Source organism: Mucilaginibacter mallensis, assembly GCF_900105165.1.
GTDB classification, from domain to species: Bacteria; Bacteroidota; Bacteroidia; order Sphingobacteriales; family Sphingobacteriaceae; genus Mucilaginibacter; species Mucilaginibacter mallensis.
In genome coordinates this window covers 4,878,666-4,900,225 of the sequence record NZ_LT629740.1, presented here as the reverse complement: position 1 = coordinate 4,900,225, position 21,560 = coordinate 4,878,666, and the positions used below count along the sequence as shown (strand labels likewise).

Sequence of the window (21,560 nt, the reverse complement as noted above, 5' to 3'; positions counted from 1 at the left end):
ATGGCCCTGAAAAAGCAACCTATAGATCAGTTAACCAGTACCTGCTGTTATTGCGGGGTTGGCTGTGGCGTAGTTGTTAATAAAGAAAAAAATGGCAGCATAACGCTTACCGGTAATAAAGATCACCCGGTTAATAAAGGTATGCTTTGCAGTAAGGGGCTTAACCTGCATTATACCGTAAATGATAAAAGCGACAGGCTCCTTTATCCGCAAATGCGGTATAATAAAAGCATGCCTATGCAGCGTGTAAGCTGGGACGATGCACTTGATCGTACAGCGGCGGTGTTTAAGACTTTTATTGATAAATATGGGCCTGATTCTGTCGCGTTTTATGCATCCGGCCAATGTTTGACCGAGGAATATTATGTAGTTAATAAACTGATGAAAGGGTTTATTGGTAGCAATAATATCGATACCAACTCGCGGCTGTGTATGAGCAGCGCTGTTGCGGCTTATAAAATTGCTCTCGGCGAGGACGCTGTGCCTGTTTGTTATGATGATATTGAATTGGCCGATTGTATATTGGTAATGGGTGGTAACCCTGCATGGTGCCACCCTATATTATGGCGAAGGGTAGAGGCCCATAAGGCGGCTAACCCTGCTGTGAAGATCATCGTAGCTGATCCGCGGGTTACTGATTCATGTGCCAATGCCGATCTGCATCTGCAAATAAACCCCGGCACGGATATCACGCTTAATCATGCTATCGGCAGACTACTGATAGAGAATGGCGATATCGATTTTGATTTTATAAAAGATCATGCCGAAGGGTTTGAAGCCTATAGTGAAATAGTTTTTAAAAATAGTTTGTTTGACGCTGCAAAAACATGCGGATTGAGCGAAAGTGATATCCGCCTTGCAGCGAAATACATCGGCGAAGCTAAAGGTTTTGTTACTATGTGGACGATGGGGCTAAATCAAAGTGCCATCGGTGTAAATAAAAACTTAAGTCTTATTAATTTAAACCTGATCACCGGGCATATCGGCAAACCGGGTTCTGGTCCGCTGTCACTTACCGGGCAGCCCAACGCCATGGGTGGACGGGAAGTAGGAGGGTTAGCTAACTTGCTGCCGGCTCATCGCGATCTGAGCAATCCGCTGCATTGCGAAGAAGTACAAAAGTTTTGGGGAGGAAAGCCAATTCAACCCAAACCCGGTTTAACTGCTACCGAAATGTTCGAGGCATTAAATGATGGCCGCTTAAAAGCCATCTGGATAATGTGTACCAACCCATTAACCAGTTTGCCAAATGTACGTTTGGCTGAGGAGGCCCTGAAAAAGGCAAAATTTGTGGTGGTACAGGAGATCAGCAATAAGCCGGAAACTTTGGCTTATGCCGATGTAATACTGCCCGCTGCTGCCTGGGCCGAAAAGGAGGGAACTATGACCAATTCCGAACGGCGCATAAGCTACCTGAACAAGATCGTAGAGCCACCTGGCGAAGCTATTGCCGATGCGGAAATTATTTGCCGCTTTGCACGCAAAATGGGTTATAAAGGCTTTGATTTTGAAAACCCCGCGGCCATTTATGCCGAGCACGTTAAGCTAACCGCCAAAACCAACCTAGATATAAGTGGGTTAAACTACGATATATTAAAAGAGCGTAAAACGGTACAATGGCCCTACAAAAAGAAAGGCCCACCGGATGGGCAGCCCCGGTTGTTTACCGATCGTAATTTTTACAGGCCGTCAAAAAAAGCACTCATCAGTGCGGTGCCTGATACCCTGACCAGCGAACTGCCAAATGATGATTATCCACTCATATTAACCACAGGCCGCATCCGCGATCAGTGGCATACCATGAGTAAAACCGGCAAAGTAAATAAGCTTAATCAGCATTATAAGCAAGCTTTTTTAGAAATCCATCCCGATGATGCCGGAATATTGGGCTTAAAAGAATTGGACATTGTAGTGGTCACATCCCGGCGGGGAGAGGTACAGGTTCAGGCAAAAATATCGGCACAAATAAAAAAAGGCGTTGTGTTTTTGCCGATGCATTGGGGTAAAATATTAGGCAATGATCTTAACCGGGCCAATAACCTTACCAGCGATCGGGTTGATCCAATTTCAAAAGAACCTGATTTTAAATACTGTGCTGTTAATATAAAAAAGTTTGTAAAGACATTTCAGCGCATTGTGGTTATTGGGGCTGGAGCGGGTGCTTACGGCTTTGTAAAATCATACAGGGAATTAAATCCAGACGATGAGATAACCATTTTCAGCAAAGAGAACCATCCTTTTTACAACAGGGTAATGTTGCCCGATTATATCAGCGGCGAGCAGAAATGGGAGCAGTTGGTAAAAATGAAGGATAGTGAAGAGCCCGCTTATAACATCAGGTTGCTGAGGGGTGTAAGCATTGAAAAAATTGACCGGGAGAATAAACAGGTTGTAGACTCGCGGGGGATAAAAACCGATTATGATGTTTTGCTGATAGCTACCGGCAGCAGGGCATCTATCCCCAAAAACACACCATCGCTACCGGGCATATTCAGTATGCGCAGCCGTAACGATGCCGATAATTTTAAAAAGCATGTGCCTAAAAATGGCCATGTTGTTGTGGTTGGTGGTGGTTTGCTTGGTTTGGAAATGGCTGCCTCATTGCGTGAAATCGGGATTAAGATCACCATTATCCATCGTACCTCGAGGTTTTTAAACAGACAGTTGGATGCCTTGGGCAGCCAGTTATTGCACGAAGAAATGGTAGACCAGGGTTGCGATATTTATTATGATGATGAAGTGCAGCTGTTCTACGGCAGGTCTAAATTAACCGGCATCGGCCTTAAGAGCGGTCGCAAAATAAATTGCGATGCCATGATACTGGCCATAGGTACTACACCTAATCTTGAAATTGCTAAGGATTGCGGGCTCACCATAAAGCGTGGTGTGATTGTAAATGAACGGATGCAGACCAATGATCCATTCATTTATGCCATTGGCGAAATAGCAGAATTTGAGGGCACACTATACGGAATTACCGCTGCAGCAGAACAACAGGCCGAAGTGGTAGCCAAATATATGAATGGCGACATAGCCAGCTATTATAAAGGCAGCCTATTCATGAATATTATAAAAATTCATGGGTTTGACCTGTGCAGTATCGGCTTATCTGAATGCCCGGACGATAAGGCTTATGAAGAGATAGTTTTTATTGATAAGGCAAAGCGATACTACAAAAAATGCATCATACACGAGGATAAACTGGTTGGTACTATTTTAATTGGCGATAAAAGCGAGTTTCAGGAGTTCAGGGCGCTCATTGGCAATAAAACCGAGCTGAATGAAAAACGCATACAACTATTAAGAAGCGGCAATAAAGTTGAACCGGTATTGGGTAAACTGGTTTGCAGCTGCAATAATGTGGGTAGCGAAAATATCCTTAACAAAATAACCGCAGGCTGCCACACGCTAAAGGAATTATGCGATACCACCGGAGCCGCTACAGGCTGCGGATCATGCAGGCCTGAAGTGAAGCGATTGTTGGAAGAAAGTTTAAAAGCAACAGTTTAACAGGAACATGGAAAAAAAGGAAACTTATTGTGTGAAGATTAATCTGCCGGGCGGAGTAATTTCAGCAGGAGATCTGTATGAGATATTGCAAATAGCTGAAAATGCAGGCGCAAATGAAATAAGTGTAGGGAACAGGCAGCAATTATACTTTTGTATAGCAAAAAATAGGATAGAGGATCTGGAGTTAGGTATGCTGCAATCGGCGATAGATTATGAGTTGAATACCGATCAATTCCCTAATGTGATTAGCTCGTATGTAACTGATAATATTTTTAATGCGGAGAGCTGGCTTAAGGAAGGTGTATATAAGGATATATTTGATCTGTTTAATTTTCAACCTGAATTAAAGGTTAACCTGGTGGATCGGCATCAAACCTTCGTGCCATTTTTTAGCGGGAATTTTAATTTTATCAGTTCTGAATTAAGTAATTATTGGTACTTATACATCAGGTTCCCCAAAACAAATGATCTGTACTGCTGGCCCTGCCTGGTGTATTCCGATGATATACCAACATTTTGCAAAACTGCCCAGGAAGTTATTTTGGGGAGCAGGGAATTGTTTTATGATCAGCCTACAATCAATTTCGATTTGTTTTATGAAAAGGTGAACGCCGGTAATAAGTTTGTTAACCAACAAATAGCTGAACCCTTAAAGCTGCCTGATTTCTCGCTGCCTTATTATGAAGGATTTAATAAATACCTGAACGGTAAATATTGGCTCGGCATTTACCGCCGGAACGAATTGTTCCCCATCTCATTTTTGAAGGACGTTTGCTCTATATGCCTTAAAACCCGTGTAGGTCAATTATACACCACGCCCTGGAAATCCTTTTTAATTAAAGGAATAAATGAAGCGGATAGAAAAGATTGGGGCGTTATCCTTAATAGTTATCGGATAAATGTAAGGCATGCCGCCAATGAACTAAACTGGCAGCTTGAAAATTTATGCAAAGAAAGCCTCGAACTTAAAAAGCAATTGGTAAGGGAGTTTGAAGAATATGACTTGCGTACCTACCGCCTTTGCTTTGCTATAAAAATGCAGCCTAAAACCGGGTTGCTTGCATCCATAGTTATAAAAAAAACAGGAACGGGGCTATTTGATATTCTGCATACCCGGGATTTTAATCCCAATTCAAAGGATTTCGTTGTTTATAAAGAAAAATTATCTGCTATCGCCTTAGGTTGTTCCTTGGTAGAATTATGTAATTTTTACTACGGTTTATTAAGTGATGATAATATTTTATCACATCAGGATACGGAAGCGGAAATAGAAAAACATATTGAAACTGTTGAGCTTTATCAATGTAAAAACTGCCTCAGTATCTACGATAAAAACTATGGTGATCAATTAAACAACGTCTCTGTAGGGACGGAATTTAAAAACATCCGGAACTATATATGTTCTGTTTGCGAATCAACGGCGGATTGCTTTATGGCAATTGAGAAACAGGTTTATGCAGTTTAGTTTATTATCATTACGTATCAATTCACTTATTTGTAATGCTTTTTGTAAGTATTACAGTGCCCATACGACTAAAGAATTAAAACATCTAAATATCAATTAATAAAAACACATGAAAAAAAATCTACAAACACGTTCAGGAAAAATCATTTTAACAATAATTATAATAGCAGGAGCCTTAATGCCGCAGCTTGCAAATGCCCAGGTAAAAGTAGTCCCGCCCGATTCAATTGAATATCAGGGAGCGCTTTATCAAAAGGCAAAAGCTAAATCGGCCTATCCAAAAGTGGTTGGCTATGTAAGCTTTATCCTTCCTCTGGAAACATTAACATTATCAACGGGAAAATTCACACCCAATTTTTCCAATCATACTACCACCATCGGTTTTCCCGTAGGCGTCAATGTTTTATATAGCGATAAGTTTGGATTTAGCTACGAATTTACGCCCAACATAAAAGCGTCAGGAGGTTCAAGTAAGATGAATGATATATTATTCGATCCGGGAACAATGTTCCGTTTTCAACATGGGTTTACTTTGATTTCCCGCCTGGCATTTGATACAAACGGCCGTTATGGTTTTACTCCGGTATTTAACCAGGTTTATGCACGCACAAAAGCTGTTAATTATTTCGTGGCTTTATCGCTTCCAACAAGGTTTGGTAACAGCGAGGCTGCATCGTTAGGCTTAAACATGCAGATTGGATTTACATTTAATTAATGCTGGTAATTGATTGATACCCGGACTATTAATGCGATTAATTCATAAACTGAACAAGTCCAAATGAATAATTACGTCTGGCAACGATTTCATTTATTTTTCTATTAAACAATTATCTTATCAATTTATCACCATTCCTTTTAATAAATAATCTTACAGAATAGGGGTTGAATTTCCTTTGATTCCTGTTGTTTGAAGGTGTTTTGTTACCCGTTAAAATAAAAACGCCTGTAAATTGTTAGTTTACAGGTGTTTATGGTTAATTAAAAGTAACCTTGAGTGGCAGAATCTCGAACTTTTTTCTCAGAGATTTGAAGCGATTAGTGAATTTTTGAGTGTTGAAATCTCTAATTTTTACTGGGTAATATTCAATAGGTTATATGTATTTTTTTAAATACCCGCTTTCCCAGGATGTTAAATCCTGCGTTTTTACTGGCATTTGTACCTTCAAAACAGTTGGACAATTAAAAACCATGTTACGGCTTTGTAATGGCTGAAAAAAAAGATAATTATCCTTTTGATTTATCCTTAATCGGAAATAAAAACACTATAACATCCATTGAATTAGATTCATCCAGTGAAGAATGGAATAATGGACAAGTGTTATTTAAATGGGAATACAATAATGTAAAAGGCAGTCGTTTTTTACATAGAAATATTGTATTCAAAGCAATTGCCGAATATTTTAATAACCATTTAAATAATGATGATAAGGAAAAATTGTTTAATGAGTTGAATAATATTCAGCCTCAGCTTTCCTAACTTCAGTAACGAATTTTTCAAATTCAATTTTCATTTCATTATATGGTGGATCAGGAATAAGAATATTTGTCGGCATTTTTTCTGGGAAACTCATATTTTCCCAGAAAATCTTAAAATATGCTTGATTTTCTGTTTTAGGTCTTACTGATTTGTAAACAAACTCTTTTAAATCTGAAACATTATAATTAGTATTCATATATTAATTGTTTATAGCTGTTAAAAACTGGTTTGGTGTTTCGTTGAATCCCTTTATATTATCTTTTAGTGCCGAATATACTTTCATTGCATAGGTTTTGTCTTTGACTTTCACAAAAAAGTCTTTTTTAGGGGTATTGAATCCGGTTAAATACTCTTTAAGATCCAAATATACTTGCTCTTTGTATGGTAAGTGATTATATATACCACTATCTCTTAATTCCATTTCATCTGATACACTATCGGCAGCTTTAATACTGTCCACTTTCAATTGTGCCAAATAAGCATCACTTGGTTTTGGTGGAGGTATCCTAAAGAAGTTACCAAACAATCCTATAAACTCGGTACTATGATCTTTATATACAGAATAAAGAAACAAGTTTACAGGTCGTTTAAGACCCTCATAACCAGCTCTGCCTCTGAATGTCTTAAAAGCGCTTACTGATGGATTGGTGATGATTAAAATAAGCAATACAATTCCCGTTCCCAAGAGGATTTTGTTTTTACGTGAAAGTTTCATTACGTGATTATTATCACCCTTTCAGTTCCTATCCAGGCGGGCAAAAAATAAGCGTGGAACTGTGCTTACATCCGCCGTTTAGGGGCTCTTAGGAAGCCGGGTACAACAAGATAATCACAGTCCACGCCGTAGCGTGAACGTTGGTGTTTTTATCCCTTGCTGACCCTTATAAATTTCCTAAGATTCCTAAGTGGCAAGAATAAAAGCTAACGCTCTTATATATTTTTTATATAAACTACTTAAAACGGGGATGCGAAATTATTATTCAAATAGCATCTGTAATGGTAGTTTTTGTTGGTTTTATGGTAATTTTTATCTTTTCATATGTGCTGGGTTTTGGTTAATGCGTAGTAAAGATACTTTGTATAATTACAATTACAAACCCCAGATAAACATTGATGTGTTTATATCATTTTTTAAACATAAATTATTTACTTTTGATATTATGAGTAAGAAAAAAGCAATAACCGTGAGCGTTAAAGAGGGGGCAAAACCTAATCCTAATCACAAAGAGGATTTTTTAAAGGTGCTGAGCAAAGCCGTACAACCTAAGATAGCTATTAAGAGTGCATAAACTGACACCTGTTCAAAAGTTAGATTTTATTCTATTAACCATTAAAACAGAGGGACTATCTGTTTTAAGATATCCGATAAACAAAAGTATTAAGATAGGTAAATATTCATTTGAAGCAAGTGAATTAAGCCGGATATTATTAAAGTTGTTAAAAGATGGTTATGTAGATAGAATAGGCGAAGAAAGTGAGCCTAACTATATAATTACATTTGATGGATATGTATTTATAGGATATGAAAAACAACAAATATTAGATAATGAAACTATCGAAGCCCTTTCAATCGCAAAGCAAGAGGCAAAGGATTATTCAAGCCGGCTTCTTTTGGCAACCTGGAGCGCAGGTATTGCTGCCGTTCTTCTTCTGTTATGGCAGGTTTGGATTTGGTTTTATCCTGTCCATGCAAATTATCCTTATTGGTTTTGGCAAAAATAGCCTTTAGCCATTTCATTATACACACCTCCCTAATATCATTTTAAACATCATTTGCCCCGCTACACGATTTGAATACCTGAATGAGCATTCATTCGCATAAGCTTGTAAATGTTGCCTGCTAACGTGTATATGAGTTCCTGATATGGTACGCTTCAAGTGGCTAAAGAAACCCTCAACAGTATTTGTATGTTTTTCACCAACAGTAACACGATCATTATTGTGTTTAACTGCTATATGCTCATGCTGCATACCAACCCATTTATAAGAAGTAAAGCCGTCCGTAATTAGTTTACTGCCTTTCTCTACGTTATCAGTTATAAGCTTGTATATGCCCCCTGATCCAACGTTATCAACAACAAACGATCTAACTTCGCCACCTCGTTGTACTATGCTTACAATGGGCTGTTTCTTAATCCCTCTCCCTAATTGTTCTGCTTGTTTGTTAGCATGCTTATTCTTTGGATTTCCTCCAATGTATGCCTCATCAACTTCAACAGTCCCGGTTAGGAGTTCAGATCCGTTACTCATTAGCTTGCGAACTTGATGACCCATGCGCCAAGCCGTTTTATAAGTAACACCTAATTGTCTTTCAATCTCCTTTGCGCTAACACCATTACGAGTGGAAGTCATTAAGTATATGACATAAAACCAATCCACCAATGAAGTTCGTGTCTTTTCAAACACGGTCCCTGCAGTAGGGTATAACTGATATTGACAATCCTTATCAGAGCATTGATAAGCCCTGCGACCAGGTATTCGCTTAAAGGTGGTTTGTTGACTGCATTGTGGGCAGCAAGGTATTTTTGAATACCTCATATCAAATATTTTATCTAAGCAGATATCCTCATTTGAATATTCTTTTCGGAATTGATTGATTGTGTATTTCATGGCATTAGGTATATTTAGGGCTTAAACTTATTAATTATGGAAAAGGTATTTATTGAGGTTGTTGGGTTAAAAAACGAAACGGTTACTATTAACTTAAGATATTTAACACGCGTTGAACCTACAGAATACGGTATTGAATTATACATTGATAATGGAAACGGAACAGTATATTATAATTCAAATATTTCTTATGAGGCTTTTAAATTACTCATTAAAGATTTTATGATACTATACTGATTTTGCCTACATGGGATTGAACAGCAAGCAATATATCGTATGCATCTTTATAACTTAACCCAGTTAATAGAGATACCACATCGTTGGCTATAGGCAATAACTTATTATCTAATGGAGACATTGAACCCCAATTGTCAATTGACTGTTTAGTGATTTGTCCGACTTCTTTTTTGTTTAATAAGTCAATGGTTTTTTTTCACTCATAATAGCTATTACCCATCATAAATACAAGTTAACCTATATTGGTTATATTGTCCTGATGGTATAATAGCCTTTTTACTTAACATAATGTTGGGTTTGCAAATTCCGAAAAACGAAGTTTTTTGATAGAATTGCCGCTGGTAGGTATGGCGACAAAATGGGGTAGGTGATTTTTTTTCAGCTAGGAAAAGAACTAAAATCTTAAAAGTCCTCAATTAAATTCTATAGCACCGTTATTTATTCAAAGGCCAGAATTTGATTAGCAAATAATTGTCGGGTTACCTTTTTCAAACCTTCCCGTTTTCTTACTCAAAACTATCTTATATAAAATCAATTTCCTCTCAAATCAAATCTCACTTGCATCTCCTGTAAATCCACGCGAAGGCTGCGCGATTTCACCTTCATCAGCGGTATTACCCGGTTAATGATCTTTTGCATGGCATGCTCCCGTTCCAACATGTCGGTTATCTCTTCAATTTACCCCAACAAATTATACTCTCCCAATTCTGTAGGTTTGTAATAGCATCTGCTAAAAACCATTACCAAAACCATTTAAATGCGTAAAAACGTTTTAAACGGCTAAACCCTATTTGCGATTTGCCTGCGTTCTCCATTATATTTGTTAAAACCAACAGACTTAACGAAGCCAATATGGGAGCTGACGGCATTTTGACTCATTCTTTAAAGGACATCACCGACCAGGAGATCAGCATTGACAAATTTAGCCGGACCGAAAACAATAAGGTTACCTATAGAAAATCGGCGCACCGCAGGGATGATCATTATCTGTTTATTTTTCAAAAAAATGGTCACAGTAAAATAGTAATAGACTTCAAAGATGTTGAATTAATTGGAAATGTTGTCCTTTGCATCTTACCAGGCCAGGTTCATTATGGTGTTGCTGCTGATAACGAAACTGAAGCGTGGTTAATTAATTTAGACACCAATTTTGTCAATGATGATTACCGGGCAATCTTTGAAGATCATTACTTTCAATATGATCCGATAGCTTTGTCAAATGCCTGAGCTTCTCCCTAAATGAATTTATAGAAACGATGTCACTTGTAAAAGAAAGCCGCGAGGAACTTAATCTTATTCCACAGGTTATGCACTCTTTGATCAATGCCTGCGTTGGTATGTTTGCCTCTGCTTATCATCAAGCAGAAAACAAGAAACAGAATTTGTTAAGAACTGATATTTTAACCGAACAATTTAAGCGATTATTATTACGGCATATTAGAACCCATAAAAGTACATCTGATTATGCTGAATCTTTAAACATCAGTCCTGCTTATCTCAACGAGGCTGTAAAATTGACTACCGGGTTTACAGTAGGCTTTTGGATACAGCAAGCTACTATAACAGAAGCAAAGCGTTTGCTTTATACTACCGATACAACAGTTAAAGAGATTGCCTATCTTTTGGGTTTTACAGATCATGCTTATTTTTCCCGCTATTTCTCTAATGCGGCAGGCCACTCACCAACGGAATTTAGGTTGACCCACCGCAAATAATCCATCTGCTGCCTCTTTTTATCCATTTCCTGCGATAGCGCCCAACGCTAATTTTGCTAAAAAAAGAAATGGGAAATTATATAATTTTTAGTATTGGAATCTTGTGCTCTTTATGCCTACTGTACAGGTTAATGAGTTTTATTTATCCATATGTCCGGCGTTCAAATCTTAAAAAATATTTAATAAATGATGCTTAAAATACTTACTTGTTCTTTATAAAATCAGTTAATAATTAAGGTTAATTAATTATGTGAAAGTGCCTCCCGGAAAGTGCGGGAGCACTTTTTTAAATTGATATCATGCGGTTCATCAGCATCTCCAAGTTTTGGCGTCTTAAAATTTTCAACCATTCCCAATATCTGTAAAAAGTATGAATTTCGGTCAGTTTATATTTTAATACAAGCCTGTGTAAAAGTTATATTAAATTCTAAGTATTTTTGTTGTTACACAACTATGCTTAAGTACAATCCCTTAACCGATCAACAATTGGCATCCTTGCTGAGGGACGGTGACCACGGAGCGTACAAAGAAATCTATAACAGGTATACCGGTATATTGTACAGGCATGCTTTTGCCAAACTTCAGGATCGTGAGGAGGCGAAGGATATTGTTCAGGAATTGTTTATCACTTTGTGGGATAAATATGAGCAAATTGATTTTCAAACCAATTTGGCCGGCTATTTATATCGAATGCTGCAGAACAGAATTTTAAACTTAATAGCGCATAAAAAAGTAGCAGCGCAATATATAGATTCGCTCCAGGAATTTATTGACCATGGAGAGGCTATTACCGATCACCTGGTCCGCATTAACGATTTGAAAGATCTTATAGAAAAAGAAATTGCCGGTCTTCCCGATAAAATGCGTGAAGTATTTGAATTAAGCCGAAAAAGTTATCTTTCACATAAAGAAATTGCAGAAAAATTGGATATTTCCGAAAAAACTGTAAAAAATCAAGTCAACGGCGCTCTGAAAATCCTTAGAAAGAAGCTCGGTGTGGCGATTTTCTTCCTTTTTGTCTGAAAATATTATTTTTTTTTAAATTAATCTGGGCCCTAAGCCCAACTTAGTTGTCTTTGTTATAATTCTGGAATAAATAACAGGATTAAACAAAATATGCTGGCAAAGGAGCTGTTAAAAAAATATCTTGAAGGTAACTGTACTGAAGAAGAAAAAGCCATAGTGGAAACCTGGTATGTTCAGCACCGGGTAAAAACCCAGAAGGCTTTAACAGATGCGGAACAAACCAGGGATATTCATCAAATTATTAATTATTTAGATACCCGGGTTCCGGGCGCAAGGAAGGTGCAGCTTTGGCCGCGAATTGCCGCAGCAGCAACTATCTTATTATTTCTTTCCGTTAGTGGTTATTTTCTGCTGCATAAACAAGCGGGTCAGCAATTGGTACAAAACCATCCATACGATATCGCACCAGGGGGTAACAAAGCCATTTTAACCAGCCATGGGCGAAAAATCATTCTCGATAATGCTAAAAACGGGCTTATTGCTACTAATGGAAGTGTTGCGGTTAACAAAAAAGCAGATGGCCTGATAAGTTATGATGCCTCACAGGCTTCAAACACAAACATCACAATGGTTTACGATACCATAACGATTCCAAGGGGTGGTCAATACCAGCTAAAAATGTCTGATGGCAGTAAAGTTTGGTTAAATGCCGCCACAATCTTGCGTTACCCGGAAAAGTTTGCAGGCAAGGAACGGAAGATTGAATTGATTAGTGGTGAAGCCTATATGGAAGTGGTTCATAATAAAGCTATGCCTTTTAAGGTGCTGGTTAAAGGCCAGGTTATAGAAGATCTTGGCACCCATTTCAATATCAATGCATATGATGATGAAGAGCTCATTAAAACCACTTTATTAGAGGGCAGCGTGAAAGTAAATACCGGCGGGCAGGCTTTTTTGTTAAAGCCCGGTCAGCAAGCTCAAGTCAATGCAACAACCCACCTGGTTAGCGTACACAATGTCGATACAGAAGATGAGATTGCCTGGAAAAATGGGCTCTTCACTTTTCATAATGCTTCAATTCAAACAGTGCTCAGGCAGTTAGCCAGGTGGTATGATGTTAAAATTGAATATGAAGGTCAGATTCCAGACAGGATGTTTTCAGGAGATATATACCGGAATACAACTGCCTTACAGGCTTTGGACCTCCTAAGCTTCACTAAAGTTCATTTCAGGATTGAAAAAGGAGCTGATGGGCATTCCGAAAAGAAAATTGTAGTTACACCCTAATTAAAATAGAATGTTGAATTAAACCCAGGACGAACATATGGAAAAATAAATACTAGACACCAATAGACAAAAGGATAACCATTCTTCAAAAAATCAAGAGAAGATATGAAAAAAACCGCAGAAGTGTTGGAACCACTTCCGCGGAAAGTATTCGGGTTAACCCTTTCCCACATCCTGATAAAATCAGGATCGGATAAAATAATCGGCTGAACTATTTAATGTATTAACCCAAACTTTGTAAAAGTAATGAATTTTAATGCTATTACCATAGCTATGCGTCTGCCTGCCGGCAGAGGATGGCTACCGCTCAAAAAACTCCTGTTGGTTATGAAATTGACTACCCTGATAATGATTATAGCAATGGTGCAGGCAAGCGCCAGCAGCTATAGTCAGCAAGTCAACCTTAATGTAAATAATGCCCCTTTAGAAAAAGTATTAAAGGTCATTAAAAGTCAAACAGGCTATGTGTTTTTTTATGATAACAAGGATCTGCAAAACACCAATATCAGTGTACAGCTTAAAAATGCATCGATTGATGAAACGCTAAGCGCATGTTTTAAGAATTTGCCATTATCCTTTAAGATAATAAACAAGAACATCGTCATCAGTCATAAGGACGAGTCATTAACGCAGAAGGTTATCCGTTTTTTTACGCCCCCTCATGAGGTTACCGGCACCGTATTAGGTGAGGACGGTAAACCGATACCGGGTGTTACCGTAATGGTAAAAGGCACAAGCAATGCAACTGCGACGGATGAATATGGAAGGTTTAGGTTGCAGGCCGTTAACGATGACGCCATTTTGGTTTTCAATAATATAGCCTTGGAAAGCCTTGAAGTAAACGTGGATGGCAAAATTGATTTAAAAGTTGCTTTAAAAGCTAAAAATACCCAGTTAGAAGAGGTTAAGGTTTTATCAAACGGATATGAAAAAATTTCTCCGGAACGGGCGACAGGATCATTCGGGTATGTGTCTTCGGCAGAAATTGAAAAAACACCGGCAATTAATCTGATGGAACGCCTGCAAGGAAAAGTGCCGGGTGTTAATTTTGATGTCCGCAAAAATACCATCAACATCAGGGGAACAAATACCTACAATGGGGGTAATGCGTCACAACCCTTAATTGTTATTGATGGTTTCCCGATGATTGATGAAACAGCAGGTGGGCAGGCGCTTACTGAAATAAGTAATACTACTTCGTCAGGATTTGCCATATTATCCAGACTTAACCCTAATGATATTGAATCAATCACATTTTTGAAGGATGCAGCAGCAGCGTCAATATGGGGCTCAAGGGCAGCAAATGGCGTGATTGTAATCACTACCAAGAAGGGGAGAAAAAAAGAAACAACCATCAATTTCAATGCGAATGTAGGTGTTTCTGCACCTGCTGATCTGTCACAGTTACATACGATGACAAGTGCCCAGTATGTTAACCTGGAGCAGGAGCTTTTTAATAAAGGTTATATTACCGATCCGGCTAATTGGGCCAGTTACGGATATTATACGTTTAATTATAACCCCAACAACAGCGAAGCCACAGAGTGGATGTTCAAAACACAGCGCGGAACTGCAACAGCGGCACAGCGTGATTCTGCGCTGGCTGTACTATCGGGCAGAAGCAATAAAAAGCAGATCAGTGAATACTTATTACAAAAAGCCGTTACACAACAGTACAATATGGCAATTTCAGGCGGCGGGGATAATGGCACTTATTACATATCAGCCAATTCCACTAATGATCGCCCCGTGTTTAAAAGCAATGATGCACAGAGCTATAATTTAACGGCAAATACTACCAGTGATTTCTTTAATAAACGTTTAAACATCTCAACAGGATTAGCTTATACTAATAACTATAGTAAAACTAACCAGGCCGCCAGCACTGCGCTAAGTAATTCGTCACTTGGTTTAAGGCCCTATGATATGTTGGTAGACAATAGTGGCAACTCCATAAACAGGTATGTGTTATACAGGCCTGAGGTTATTGATAACTTCACCAGTGAAGGATATCTGCCATGGACGTATAACGCCATTGATGAACTGAATTATTCCAACAGCATTCTTAAAGAAACCAGGATTAGGTTAAATACTGCACTAAACGTTAAAATATTAAACTGGATTGATTTTACTACCAGCGGATCTTATCAGGATAATATTAGTAATACAGGCGAAGAAGATCAATTAAACAGTTATAATGCACGTACTTTAATTAATACTTATACCAGTATAGCCAACGGTAAATTAGTTTATGGAATACCTTTAGGCGGCATTAATCATTTAACCAATGCGAGTAATGATGATTATTCCGTACGTGGCCAGTTTAATGTTCATCAAACCTGGGATAATATCCATCAGTTAAATTTGATTGCAGGGTCAGAAATCAGGCAAACGCAATCTACCAGTAACGGCCGCACGCTGTATGGTTTTAATGATGATACCTATACATCTACCTATGTGAATCCGACGGCATATTATAATACAGTTTACCCATACCAAATGAGTCCGGGTTATTCAGACGGGACCATAACTATTAGCAAAGAGCGGTATTTATCATACTATTCTAATGCCTCCTATACTTTCCTGAATAAATATACGGCCAGTGGCTCCATAAGGTTTGACAATTACAGTGCGCAGGGGGTTTCAGATCAGCAAAAAGCAATTCCGCTATGGTCATCAGGCTTAAAATGGGACGTAAAGCGGGAGGATTTTATGCAAAATGTTAAGCCCGTAAATGATTTAAGCCTGCGTCTGACTTACGGATCAGGAGGAACTATTCCCGGGACAGGTTTAAATACGGTGATCTTAAACGGATCAAATTCGGATACCTATACAGGCAAAACTTATACAAGCATTAGTTCACCCGCTAATAATGAATTAACCTGGGAAACCACCAAACAATTGAATGCAGGTGTTGACATGGCCCTGTTAGATAGCCGTATATTATTAACCTTTGATGTTTATCGCAAAAGGTCATATGGTATATTAGCTCAATTGCCTTATGATGCTACTTACGGATGGTCAAGCGTGCTGTTTAATGCCGGGACATTAAGTAGCCACGGATTAGAGTTTGGCCTGCAGGGAGCAATTGTTCAACAAAAAAATTGGGGATGGAATTCCAGCTTCACTTTTTCATACAATACCGATGTTGTAACTGATGCCCGCTTTACCAAAACCAGCAGCATTAACCTGGTTGGCTCTTCGACCCCGATTAATGGTTATCCATTGGATTACCTGTTTGTTTACCGTTGGGCCGGGTTAGATAATACCGGTAATTCTCAAATTTATGATCATAATGGAAATATCGTTTCATCAACCACCGGTAATTCCAACTTAACATCAGCCGACTTGAAGTATGCAGGGCGCACAACGCCACCTTATTTTGGCGGATGGAGTAATGATTTCAGATATGAGAGCTTTACACTTAATGTGCAGATGGTTTATAAGATGGGGTATAAATTTTTAAAGTATTCCATCGGAAACTATCCGGCTAATGCAAGCACCTCTAACCCTTTTACAGGTGTATTGGGTACTGAAGCAGATTTGGCTTATCGCTGGAGGAATCCCGGGGATGAGGCATTTACCAATGTTCCGGGATTAGGGGCCAGCACTAACAGTATAAACAGGTATCAATATTCAGATATACTGGTTCGTGATGCAAGCCAGGTTCGTTTACAACAAGTGGCCTTATCGTATGCTTTACCCCATAACATAGTAATGCATACGCCATTCAAAGCGCTTTCAGGCAGTATCAGCGCTCGTAATTTAGGGCTGATCTGGAGAGCCAACAAAGATGGCATAGACCCGGATTATGTAAATACAACAAGCTACAATAATTTGCCCCCGGCAAAGAATTTTGTATTTGGTATTAATGCCTCATTTTAATTAGGCATGATGAAAAAAGCTAACATTCTAAATACTCATTTTAACCATAGTATCAACATGAAAAAATATATAGTTGCCCTTGTGGTCGTGGGCTCCCTGATCACAAGCTCGTGCCGTAAGTATGTAGAAATACCTGCGGTAGGAATGCATGCGCTTAAATATACTTCTGATTATCAGGATCTTTTGAATAATACATCTGTTTTAGAGCATTCATACAGTTTTCCCTTAGTTTCGTCTGATGATGTAAGTATTGATAGTATAAAGTATCAAAATTCATTCACTACGCAAACAGCAGATGTTCAATTTGTATTGACTTATACCTGGGCACCTACCCGCTATGCCACAAACGTAGAATCAGACGTTGACTGGGAGCGTTTTTATCAACAGATCATGATCTGTAATAATGTATCCGATGGGGTAATGACGAGTGAAGGTGGTACCGTAACACAAAAAAATGCCATATTAGCACTGGCCCTGGTTCACCGGGCCTATGCTTACTTAAACCTGGTAAATTTATATGCTCCTCCATATAATCCATCTACCGCCTCCACTGATCTGGGCGTTCCCTTGCTTACTACTGCAAATCTTTTCGCAAGTTTAAAAAGGCCGCCTTTAGCTGATGTTTATGCACAAATCATTAAGGATTTAACAACAGCATTGCCAAATTTGCCTGATCTGCCTGCTTATAACTCAGATCCATCCAAAGCTGCTGCATACGCAATATTGGCCGAAACCTCATTAGAAATGAGAAACTTTACCGATGCAGGTACTTATGCTGGTAAGGCACTTGCATTGCAAAGCACTTTAATAGACTTAAATACCTATGCTTCGGCCCCCGGGACTTTACCCGGAAAGCTGCTTGACCCGGAAACCATTTTCTCAAAGTTAAGTAGTGGATACAATTTCAATAAGGTGACATTAAGCGGTGATCTGTTAACGCTTTTAGGTACAAAAGATCTGCGGTACATATTATTTACCGGGTTAAATTTTGGAACTGCAGCTTACGGGCGTAGTTATTACCGTCAGAATTATAATAGCAATCAAGATGTATATATCGGGCCAAACGTTCCTGAAATGATGCTGATTAAAGCCGAAAGTGCAGCCCGTGCAAACGATCCGGCCACGGCGGTAAGCCTGCTAAATGCGCTGCGTAAGAAGCGTTTTACGCCGGCTGATTACACAGATCTGACGGCAAGTAATGCTGCTGATGCGCTTGCACTGGTTATTAATGAGCGCAGGAGGGAATTATTTGGCCGCGGTTTTCGCTGGTTTGATATGAGAAGACTTAATCAGGATGCAGCGTTTGCCAAAACCTATACAAGGGTATTTAAAAGTGTTACTTACACACTTGAGCCTAACAGCGCGCGCTATACTTATCAAATTGATAATAAGTACATTTTGTTAAATCCGGAGATCGTTCAGAATCCATAATTATTATAAAGGGTGGCTCTGACTAAAGAGCCACCCACTTTCAATTCTTAATAAACAACCATACATGATTAATAAAATGATCAACAGAGTTATAATCATAACTTTCTGTTTGGCGGGAATAGGTGCAAGCTATGCACAGCCACATAAAGAGAAATCGCAATCCAATACAGTTGCAACACCAGCAGATACGGCAAAGAAACCGGCAAAAGTCAAGGTACGCCCATATAAAGATGTAGTTACAGCCGATGCAATAACAACGAAGGGGCTGATAACAATTCATAAAATTGATGACCGTTATTTATTTGAAATACCTTATGCTATTTTCAATAAAGATCTGCTGATAATGAGCCGCATTGCAGCTGCTTCTGCGGATATGCGAATAGGCAGGGGAGGCGATGGTTATGCCGGTGACCCGATCGGCGGAACTATTATCCAGTTTGAAAAAGGGCCGGCAAATAAGTTGTTCATCCGTAAAATGTCTTATTCCGAATATTCTAAAGATAGTACACAGGCCATGTATGCATCGGTTAAGCGAAACACAATGCAGCCTATTGTGGCCGCATTTCCTATAGCGGCCTATAAACCAGACTCAACAGCAGTAGTTGTAGATATGACCGATTATATCAATTCTGATAATGATCTTTTTTATTTTGGTTCGGCTATACAAAAGCAATTATTACATATAGGCAACCAGCAAAATGATCGCAGCTATGTTAAATACGCGCACACATTTCCAACCAACGTTGAGCTAAGGACGATTAAAACCTATGCTATGGCAGGTACAACCATGAGCGGTGGTTTTACCATGGAACTGAATACCTCCATGGTCCTGTTACCCGAAAAGCCAATGAAAGCCAGGATGTATGATCCGCGTGTTGGTTATTTTACAACAGATTATACAGACTATGATGCTAACCCGCAGGGTGTTAAAACTGCCAGTCTGATAAATCGCTGGAGATTGGAACCTAAACCTGAAGATTTGGAGAAATACAAAAGAGGTGAGTTGGTAGAACCACAAAAACCCATTGTATTTTATATCGACCCAACTACACCTAAAAAATGGATCCCTTATTTAATTCAGGGTGTTAATGACTGGAATGCTGCATTTGAACAGGCTGGTTTCAAAAATGCTATTTCGGCCCGGTTAGCGCCAACGCCTGAAGAAGATCCTTCTTTTGACCTGGAAGATGCCCGTCACTCGGCCATTATTTATAAGCCATCTACCATGTCAAACGCAAGCGGCCCAAGCATTGCTGACCCACGCACCGGCGAGATTATTGAAAGCCATATTAACTGGTACCATAATGTGATGAAGCTGATCCATAACTGGTATATGATTCAATGCGGAGCAGTTGATCCAAGAGCCCGAAAGATGGAGTTTGATGATGATCTGATGGGCCAGCTTATTCGTTTTGTATCATCTCATGAAGTTGGGCATACCCTGGGGCTGCGCCATAATTTTGGGGCAAGCGCGATGGTTCCTGTTGAAAAACTGAGAGATAAAGCCTATGTTGAAGCGAACGGGCACACCCCTTCAATTATGGATTACGCCAGGTTTAATTATGTGGCACAACCCGAAGATCATATAAGCGAAGCAGGCTTATTTCCACGTATTGGCGATTATGATAAATGGGCTATTGAATGGGGCTACAAATATTATGATGAGTTTAAAACCCCCGAGGAGGAAGTGCCGTTTTTAAACAAACTGACCATTGAAAAGCTAAAAAACAAACGTTTATTGTTTGGCACAGAGATCGGTACCAATGATCCGCGTTATCAAAATGAAGATTTAGGTGAGAATGCCATGATTGCCAGCGAATACGGTATAAAAAATTTGAAACGTATTTTACCGCAATTAATTGAATGGACAAAAACTCCGAACGAAGGGTACGATAATTTAAAAGACATGTATACTGCTTTGAATGCGCAGTTTGATCGTTACCTGGTTCATGTTATGAAAAATATAGCGGGTGTTTATACCACAGCAAAAACATCTGACCAGCCAGGAGACGTTTTTGAACGTGTGCCTGCAAGCCGACAAAGAGAGGCTATGAAATTTTTGGATCGTAATGTGTTTACTACGCCTATATGGATGTATAATGCAGAGGTGCTTAACCGGACAGGGCAGAGCTTTATGACCATCACAGCTGAACGCCAGGAAGGGGTGATACAATATTTAATTGGAAAATACCGTATGACCAGGATGATTGAGGCAGAGGCGAGCGGAGATAAAGATGTTTATACCATAACTGAGTTTTTTAAGGATTTGAACTATGGTATTGATAAGGAACTGTATACTCACCAGCCTATAGATGTTTACAGGCGAAACCTGCAAAAGAGCTATGTTGAAAATTTAATCAGCATAATTAAGCCTCCTGCTGCAATGCCTTATTTTGGTGCTGCAGATAGTCCAAATGGGCCACCCTCGCAATCAGATAATGCACCATTAAAGTCTCAATCCAGTGATATGTCATCAGTAATCAAATCACAATTACATTACCAGCAAAAGTTGATCAAAGCAGATCTTCCATTTGTTAAAGATGAAATGACCAGAAGTCACTTATTGGATTTGAATGATAGAATTACAGAGGCGCTTAGTGTTAAATAAATTCGTCATTACAGTAAATACCTATTGTTTTATGCATATCGTATTTTTTATTGGGATATTTCTGATTTCCTTGATTGCTATAATTGTCATTATAAAAATGATCAGTAATCGAATGAAAGGGAAAGATGAACTTGATGGTCTGTTGACTTTCAAATACAAGAGAAAAGATCAGAGATGAACGCAATTACCCTGGGTTATATATTTATCCTGGTGTTTGTATTTGCCATAATCATGCAAATATCAAAGGATCACCGTAACGGTGGCTAAAAATACTCTTTGTTCTTTATAAATCAGTTTAATAGTTAGTTAGATAGGCGCATCCCGGAAAGAGCCGGGAGCGCCTTTTTTAATAACTCTATCTAAATAAAA

The 21,560-nt window shown here is 38.9% G+C and carries 17 protein-coding genes and 1 pseudogene; 14 read left to right on the top strand and 4 right to left on the bottom strand.

All coding sequences use genetic code 11. The features are described from left to right. The 4 genes from BLU33_RS20025 to BLU33_RS20010 all read left to right on the top strand — a co-directional run bounded on the left by BLU33_RS20025 (position 1) and on the right by BLU33_RS20010 (position 6,452). Positions 1 to 3,510: a nitrate reductase gene (locus BLU33_RS20025; RefSeq protein ID WP_091377337.1), complete on the top strand. Its 3,510-nt coding sequence runs from the start codon at positions 1 to 3 to the stop codon at positions 3,508 to 3,510. A gap of 7 nt (positions 3,511 to 3,517) precedes the next feature. Further along, on the top strand, positions 3,518 to 4,975 hold the full coding sequence (locus BLU33_RS20020; RefSeq protein WP_091377333.1) for a rubredoxin domain-containing protein: 1,458 nt from the start codon (positions 3,518 to 3,520) through the stop codon (positions 4,973 to 4,975). Positions 4,976 to 5,084: 109 nt separating this feature from the next. After that, a complete protein-coding gene (locus tag BLU33_RS20015; protein WP_091377329.1) occupies positions 5,085 to 5,690 on the top strand; it encodes a hypothetical protein in 606 nt (201 codons plus the stop codon). Positions 5,691 to 6,179: 489 nt separating this feature from the next. Next, positions 6,180 to 6,452 (top strand): hypothetical protein, encoded by a 273-nt coding sequence (locus BLU33_RS20010; RefSeq protein WP_091377326.1) that lies wholly within the window; start codon positions 6,180 to 6,182, stop codon positions 6,450 to 6,452. Here the strand turns inward: BLU33_RS20010 and BLU33_RS20005 are convergent. Then, positions 6,415 to 6,648 (bottom strand): hypothetical protein, encoded by a 234-nt coding sequence (locus tag BLU33_RS20005; protein WP_091377323.1) that lies wholly within the window; start codon positions 6,646 to 6,648, stop codon positions 6,415 to 6,417. The genes BLU33_RS20010 and BLU33_RS20005 overlap by 38 nt on opposite strands. A 3-nt stretch (positions 6,649 to 6,651) precedes the next feature. Beyond that, entirely contained in the window at positions 6,652 to 7,167 is a 516-nt protein-coding gene (locus BLU33_RS20000) for a hypothetical protein (protein WP_091377320.1), read from the bottom strand. Positions 7,168 to 7,612: 445 nt separating this feature from the next. Here BLU33_RS20000 and BLU33_RS25610 point away from each other — a divergent pair, with 445 nt between their 5' ends. Together BLU33_RS25610 and BLU33_RS19990 are read left to right on the top strand one after the other, a co-directional pair. Continuing rightward, positions 7,613 to 7,741 carry a hypothetical protein gene (locus tag BLU33_RS25610; protein WP_262493820.1) on the top strand — a complete coding sequence of 43 codons (129 nt, stop codon included), beginning with the start codon at positions 7,613 to 7,615 and terminating at the stop codon, positions 7,739 to 7,741. Next, positions 7,734 to 8,174 carry a hypothetical protein gene (locus BLU33_RS19990; protein ID WP_091377314.1) on the top strand — a complete coding sequence of 147 codons (441 nt, stop codon included), beginning with the start codon at positions 7,734 to 7,736 and terminating at the stop codon, positions 8,172 to 8,174. Before BLU33_RS25610 ends, BLU33_RS19990 begins: the two co-directional genes overlap by 8 nt. Before the next feature lie 15 nt (positions 8,175 to 8,189). Here the strand turns inward: BLU33_RS19990 and BLU33_RS19985 are convergent, their stop codons facing one another. Next, positions 8,190 to 8,804, bottom strand: a complete 615-nt coding sequence (locus BLU33_RS19985; RefSeq protein WP_232009335.1) for an IS1595 family transposase — start codon at positions 8,802 to 8,804, stop codon at positions 8,190 to 8,192. A 135-nt stretch (positions 8,805 to 8,939) separates the two neighbouring features. After that, a pseudogene (locus BLU33_RS25720) lies at positions 8,940 to 8,990 on the bottom strand (hypothetical protein); the annotation flags it as partial. Positions 8,991 to 9,098: 108 nt separating this feature from the next. Here BLU33_RS25720 and BLU33_RS19980 point away from each other — a divergent pair. The 8 genes from BLU33_RS19980 to BLU33_RS19945 all read left to right on the top strand — a co-directional run bounded on the left by BLU33_RS19980 (position 9,099) and on the right by BLU33_RS19945 (position 21,191). Next, the gene (locus BLU33_RS19980; RefSeq protein ID WP_091377308.1) at positions 9,099 to 9,299 is read left to right on the top strand and encodes a hypothetical protein; all 201 of its coding nucleotides are present in this window, start codon (positions 9,099 to 9,101) and stop codon (positions 9,297 to 9,299) included. A gap of 798 nt (positions 9,300 to 10,097) precedes the next feature. Further along, positions 10,098 to 10,526 (top strand): hypothetical protein, encoded by a 429-nt coding sequence (locus BLU33_RS19975; protein ID WP_091377304.1) that lies wholly within the window; start codon positions 10,098 to 10,100, stop codon positions 10,524 to 10,526. A gap of 29 nt (positions 10,527 to 10,555) precedes the next feature. Beyond that, positions 10,556 to 11,014 (top strand): helix-turn-helix domain-containing protein, encoded by a 459-nt coding sequence (locus BLU33_RS19970; RefSeq protein WP_091377301.1) that lies wholly within the window; start codon positions 10,556 to 10,558, stop codon positions 11,012 to 11,014. Between the two features lie 453 nt (positions 11,015 to 11,467). Then, positions 11,468 to 12,037: an RNA polymerase sigma factor gene (locus tag BLU33_RS19965; RefSeq protein ID WP_091377298.1), complete on the top strand. Its 570-nt coding sequence runs from the start codon at positions 11,468 to 11,470 to the stop codon at positions 12,035 to 12,037. Positions 12,038 to 12,130: 93 nt separating this feature from the next. After that, positions 12,131 to 13,267 (top strand): FecR family protein, encoded by a 1,137-nt coding sequence (locus tag BLU33_RS19960; RefSeq protein WP_091377295.1) that lies wholly within the window; start codon positions 12,131 to 12,133, stop codon positions 13,265 to 13,267. 327 nt (positions 13,268 to 13,594) lie between these two features. After that, positions 13,595 to 17,152 (top strand): SusC/RagA family TonB-linked outer membrane protein, encoded by a 3,558-nt coding sequence (locus tag BLU33_RS19955; protein ID WP_172829273.1) that lies wholly within the window; start codon positions 13,595 to 13,597, stop codon positions 17,150 to 17,152. 57 nt (positions 17,153 to 17,209) lie between these two features. Next, complete coding sequence (locus tag BLU33_RS19950) at positions 17,210 to 18,583, top strand: RagB/SusD family nutrient uptake outer membrane protein (RefSeq protein ID WP_091380820.1); 1,374 nt, start codon at positions 17,210 to 17,212, stop codon at positions 18,581 to 18,583. Positions 18,584 to 18,659: 76 nt separating this feature from the next. Further along, the gene (locus BLU33_RS19945; protein ID WP_172829272.1) at positions 18,660 to 21,191 is read left to right on the top strand and encodes a zinc-dependent metalloprotease; all 2,532 of its coding nucleotides are present in this window, start codon (positions 18,660 to 18,662) and stop codon (positions 21,189 to 21,191) included. The last annotated feature ends 369 nt before the right edge of the window (positions 21,192 to 21,560 follow it).